This is a genomic window from Mycobacterium sp. 1245852.3, assembly GCF_001669335.1.
Classification (GTDB): domain Bacteria; phylum Actinomycetota; class Actinomycetes; order Mycobacteriales; family Mycobacteriaceae; genus Mycobacterium; species Mycobacterium europaeum_A.
The window spans coordinates 1-5,562 of sequence record NZ_LZLL01000129.1; the positions used below are offsets into that span (position 1 = coordinate 1).

A 5,562-nucleotide genomic window follows, 5' to 3' on the forward strand; every position below is an offset into this window, starting at 1 on the left:
CGCCGAGCTGGGCACCGGGCGGGTGCTGTCATGGGAGTCCGGCGGCGTCGAGGTGCTGGCGACCGGGCTGCGCGACCCGGTCGGCGTCGCGATCGGCGCGGACGGGTCCGCCCTGGTGGCGGAGGCCGGAGCCGGCCGGGTGGTGCGGGTGAACGGCTCGAGCCCCGACACGGTCGTCGCCGATCTGCAACGGCCCCAGGGCATTCTGGTCCGCGGAGAAGTGCTCTACGTCGTCGACGCCGGCGCCAAGGAGCTGGTCGCGTTCGACCTGAGCACCAACGCGCGGCGAACCATCGCATCCGGTCTGCCGGTTGGTCCCCCGCCGGGTGTGACGCCCAAACCGCTGCGCGGGATGCCGCCGTTCTCCGGGCCGCAGGGCCCGTTCGCCGGCATCACCGCCGCGGGCGACGGGACGCTGTACGTCTCGGCCGACGGCGACGGCAGCGTGCTGGCCTTGCGCCCGACCCCGGGCGGTCCCTGATGCCCCAGGCCGTGGCCGGCGACCACCGCTACCTCCAGATCGCGCGCACGCTGCGCAAGGAGATCGTCGACGGCGTCTACCCGGTGGGGTCGCAATTGCCCACCGAACACCAGCTGTGCGAGCGCTTCGCGGTGAGCCGCTACACCATCCGCGAGGCACTGCGCCGGCTGCGCGAGGACAATCTGGTCGCATCCCGGCCGAGGGCGGGCACCCGGGTGGTACCCCGGCCGGCGTCGAGTTCCTATGCCCAGGACGCGCTGTCGATCGACGACCTGCTCGCGTTCGCTGCCGGCGCGCAACTGACCATCGAATCCAACGCGATGGTGACGATCGATGACGAGCTCGCCGCTCGCACCGGTCTCGAGGCCGGCTCCCAGTGGTTGTCGGTGCGCGGTTATCGGCAGGCCGACGGCGCGTCGGTGCCGATGTGCCGAACGGAGTACTACATCAACCGCAGTTTCGCCGCCGTCGGCAGGCTGCTGCAGCGCCACGTCGGCCCGATCTTTCCGTTGATCGAGGATCTGTTCGGCGTGAGCGTCGCCCAGTTGCACCAGGAGATCGCCGCCGTCCTGCTGTCACCCGAACTGGCCGACGGACTCGGTGCGGAAGCGGGGACGGCCGCGCTGCAGATGCGGCGCACCTACACCACCTCCGACGGTGAGGTGGCCCAGGTGACGATCAACACCCACCTGTCGTCGAGGTTTCGGTACGCGATGACCATGCGTCGCGTCGATGAATAGGCCGCCCCGGATGAGGCCGCGGTGAGGGCCCACGCGCCCTATGCGTCGGAGGCATACCGACGCGGCTTATGGGTGCACACCACGCTGGCCGACGCGCTGCGCGCGGCCGCCCAGGCCTCTCCCCGGCGAATCACCTTGGTGGACGGCGATACTCGGGTGGACTGCGCCACGCTCTACGCCCAGGCCAACGCGCTCGCGGTCGCCCTGTCGGCGCGCATGCCGACGGGCAGCGTCGTGTCGTTCATGCTGCCGAACTGGCACGAGTCCGCCGTCATCTACCTGGGCGCAACCCTCGCCGGGATGGTGGTGAACCCGATCCTGCCGTCGCTGCGCGACCACGACCTGCGCTTCATCCTCGACGATGCCGGCACCGCACTGCTTTTCGTCCCGCAAAACTACGGCGGCCACGACTACGCGGCGATGATCGAACGCGTGACGACGCCAATGAGCCGCGCGCCGGAGGTGGTGGTGCTGCGCGGTGACGCCGGTCCGCACACACCGTACGGGTCACTGCTGCAGCAGCCGCCCTCCGACGCCGCTGCGCTGCCGGCGCTGGATCCCGACTCCGTGCGCATGGTGCTCTACACGTCGGGCACCACGAGTCGCCCTAAAGGCGTGCTGCACACCCATAACTCAATGCACGCGCTGATCTGCCAGATCCGCGAACATTGGATGATCGCGCCGGGTGACACCTTCCTGGTGCCATCGCCGGTCGCCCACATCGGCGGCTCGATATACGCCTTCGAATGCCCACTGCTGCTGGGCACCACCGCGGTGTTGATGGACCGGTGGAACGCCGCGGAGGCGGTCACGCTGATGGACTCGCAGCGGTGTACCCACATGGCCGGTGCGACGCCGTTTCTGCAGCAGCTGCTGTCGGCCGCCGAGCGCGCCGGCACCCGTCTGCCGGACCTGAAGGTGTTCATCTGCGGCGGCGCGTCGGTGTCGCCGTCGTTGATCCGCCGCGCCGCAGGGTATTTCGATCGCGCGGTGATCACCCGGGTGTACGGCTGCACGGAAGTGCCCGTCGCGACCGTCGGTGCTCCCCGGCCCGACGAGGCCGGTGCCGCGGCGGACACCGACGGCCGGCCCGGGATCGCCGAGATCAAGCTCGTCGCCCATGAGACCGCGCCCACCGGTGACGGGGAGATCTGTGTGCGCGGCCCGCAGATGCTGCAGGGTTATCTCCATCCCGAGGATGGCGCCGAATCTTTCGATGGCGCAGGCTTTTTCCGCACCGGCGATCTCGGACGCTGGGTCTCATCCGGCTCGCAAGACGAGTACCTGGTGGTGACCGGCCGCGCCAAGGACGTCATCATCCGCAGCGGCGAAAACATTTCGGCCAAGGAGGTCGAGGACCTGCTCGCCGAGCATCCGGGCATCGCCGAGATCGCGGTCGTCGGGCTGCCCGACGACCGTACCGGAGAGCGGGCCTGTGCGGTGATCGTGCCCACCGGTGTGGCGACCCCGGATGTCGCGAGTTTGCTTGCGCTCTTGGTGAGCAAGGGCGTCGCCAAATTCAAGGCGCCCGAACAGGTCGTGATCTGGGATGCCCTGCCGAAGAACGACGCGGGCAAGGTTCTCAAGCATCGGATCCGCGCGGCCTTGGCGCAGGAGTTGACGAAGGATGGGTGAGATGCAGGTCGCAATCGTCACTGGCGCGAGCAGCGGTATCGGCTTGGGGTGCGCGACGAAGCTCGCCGAGATGGGCATGGCGGTCCTCGGCACCGGCCGCGACGAAGGTCGGCTGGCCGAACTGGCAAGGGCGGTCGGTGATCCGGATCGCGTCGCAACGCTGGCGGTCGACCTGACCGACGACGACGCGCCGGGCCGCATCGTGGACCTCGCGGTCGACCGGTGGGGCCACATCGACTTCCTGATCAACAACGCCGGAGTCGGTAGCCCCAAGCCGCTGCACGAGACCGACGACGAAACCCTGGACTACTTCCTGGGTTTGATGCTGCGGGCACCGTTTCGGCTGGCGCGCGACGTGTTGCCACACATGGGACCCGGGTCGGCGATCATCAACGTCACCTCGACCTTCGCCGTCGTCGGCGGCCTGCGCGGCGGCGCGTATTCGGCCGCCAAGGGCGGCCTGACCGCGCTGACCACCCACATCGCCTGTCAGTACGGCGCGTCCGGCATTCGCTGCAACGCCGTCGCCCCCGGGGTGACGGTGACGCCGATGGTGGAGAAGCGCTTGGAGGACGAGCGATTCCGCAAGATCAACACCGAGATGACGCCGCATCAGCGGTTGGGCCGCATCGACGACATCGCCAGCACGGTCGCCTTTCTGTGTTCGTCGGGTGGCAGTTTCATCAACGGCCAGACGATCGTCGTCGACGGCGGCTGGAGCTCGACGAAGTACCTCTCCGAGTTCGGGCTGTCGTCGCGGTGGACCGAGCAATGAATCTGTTCGCCATGCTCGACCAGGCCGCGAGCCGGTTCCCCGACCGCGGCGCGCTGTACGTCGGGGAACGCCGGGTGTGCACCTGGATCGAGTTGCGGGACCGGGCGTTACGGCTGGCCGCGTCGATCCGCGGGCAGCACGGCGCGGGCGCTCGTGTCGCGATCGCGGCCCACAACCGCCCCGAGATCGTCGAGCTGATGTTCGCGATCTGGGCGGCCGAATGTGTCGTCGTCCCGATCAACTACAAGCTGCACCCGCGCGAGATGGCGCAGATCCTCGAGGACGCCGGCGCCGCTAGGGTATTCGCGTCGTCGGCCATCGGTGCCGAGCTCGCCCCGATGACCGCGGCGCCCACGGAAATCCTTGATTCCGAGGACTATTCGCGGCGGTTCGTCGTCGCCCCGGCGCGGCCGCCGCGCACGGACCCCTCGGCGCTGGCGTGGCTGTTCTACACCAGCGGAACCACCGGCCGGTCGAAGGGGGCGATGCTCTCGCACCGCAACCTCACGGCGATGACGGTCGCCCACCTCGCTGACATCGACGATCCGGACGAGAACTGCAGCCTGGTGCATGCCGCGCCGATGTCGCACGGCTCGGGACTTTACATCCTGCCGTACACGCTGCGCGGTGCGCGGCAAATCCTGCCCGCCTCGGGCGCATTCGATCCCGACGAGTTCCTCGACCTCTGCGCACACCACCCGGGCGCCAGCGCGTTCCTGGCGCCGACGATGGTGCAACGGCTGGTGGATACGGGCCGCGGCCGCCCGGCCAATCTGCGGACGATCGTCTACGGCGGCGGACCCATGTACGTCGAAAGCCTGCGCAAGGCGATCACGGCATTCGGTCCGATCTTCGCGCAGATCTACGGGCAGGGCGAATCACCGATGACCATCACCGGACTGCGCCGCGCCGATCACGAGTCGGACGACGACGCGATCCTGGGATCGGTCGGGTATGCGCGGTCGGGCATGGAGGTCGCGGTGCTGCGCGCCGACGGCAGCCCGGCGCCCGTCGGCGAGATCGGCGAAATCGTCTGCCGCGGCGACGCGGTCATGTCCGGATACTGGCACAACGACGAGGCGACCCGCAGCGCGCTCAACGACGGCTGGCTCTACACCGGCGATATGGGTTCGTTCGATGGGCGCGGTTACCTCACCCTGCGGGATCGGTCGAAGGACGTCGTCATCAGCGGCGGCAGCAACATCTACCCGCGGGAGGTCGAGGAGGTGCTGCTCGAGCATCCCGGCGTCGCCGAGGCGTGCGTGGTGGGCACCCCCGACGAGGAGTGGGGTGAGGTGGTGGTGGCGTTCATCGTCGGCGCGGTCGAACCCGCGGCGCTGGACGCCCATCTGCTGGAGCGCATCGCCCGCTTCAAACGGCCCAAGCGTTACGAATTCGTCGACGAGTTACCGAAGAACAGCTACGGCAAGGTGCTCAAGCGTGAACTACGGGCGAGCCTGGCGCGCTGAGCCCCGCCACGCCACGAAAGGGAGGTCGCAAATGAAATGTCGTGCCGCTGTCATCCGCGGGGTCGGCCAGGATTGGGAGATCCGCGAGATCGAGCTGGACCCGCCGCACGCGGGTGAAGTCATGGTCCGGATGGCTGTCGCCGGAATCTGCCACTCCGACGACCATCTGTTCACCGGCGACGTGGTCCCGACGGCCGAGGCGATCGCCGCCAGCGGCCAGCCGGCGCCGGACTGGTTCCCGCTGCTCGGCGGGCACGAGGGTGCCGGTGTCGTCGAAGAGGTGGGGTCCGGCGTGACGTCGGTGCGGCCGGGGGACCATGTGGCGCTTTCGTTCATTCCGGCGTGCGGCAGTTGCCGCTTCTGCGTGAACGGCCAGAGCTACATCTGCGACATCGGGGCGAGCCTGTTCGTCCGGGAGATGCCGACCGACGGAACCTGCCGGCGGCACCTGGGCGACGAAGA

Annotated in this window: 5 protein-coding genes and 1 pseudogene; all 6 read left to right on the plus strand. The window is 69.0% G+C overall.

Annotated features, from left to right (window positions below; translation table 11 throughout):
• Positions 1 to 481: pseudogene (locus A9W96_RS05780) on the plus strand (gluconolaconase); the annotation flags it as partial.
• Positions 481 to 1,221, plus strand: a complete 741-nt coding sequence (locus A9W96_RS05785) for a GntR family transcriptional regulator (RefSeq protein ID WP_066865372.1) — start codon at positions 481 to 483, stop codon at positions 1,219 to 1,221. The pseudogene A9W96_RS05780 and the gene A9W96_RS05785, both read left to right, overlap by 1 nt.
• Positions 1,222 to 1,242: 21 nt before the next feature.
• Positions 1,243 to 2,856, plus strand: coding sequence for an AMP-binding protein (locus A9W96_RS05790; RefSeq protein WP_067138374.1), 1,614 nt, complete (start codon positions 1,243 to 1,245; stop codon positions 2,854 to 2,856).
• The gene (locus tag A9W96_RS05795) at positions 2,849 to 3,631 is read left to right on the plus strand and encodes an SDR family NAD(P)-dependent oxidoreductase (RefSeq protein ID WP_082972061.1); all 783 of its coding nucleotides are present in this window, start codon (positions 2,849 to 2,851) and stop codon (positions 3,629 to 3,631) included. Before A9W96_RS05790 ends, A9W96_RS05795 begins: the two co-directional genes overlap by 8 nt.
• The gene (locus A9W96_RS05800) at positions 3,628 to 5,100 is read left to right on the plus strand and encodes a long-chain fatty acid--CoA ligase (RefSeq protein ID WP_197499411.1); all 1,473 of its coding nucleotides are present in this window, start codon (positions 3,628 to 3,630) and stop codon (positions 5,098 to 5,100) included. Before A9W96_RS05795 ends, A9W96_RS05800 begins: the two co-directional genes overlap by 4 nt.
• A gap of 31 nt (positions 5,101 to 5,131) precedes the next feature.
• A partial coding sequence (locus tag A9W96_RS05805; protein WP_156765125.1) for an alcohol dehydrogenase catalytic domain-containing protein occupies positions 5,132 to 5,562 on the plus strand: 431 nt, incomplete at its 3' end.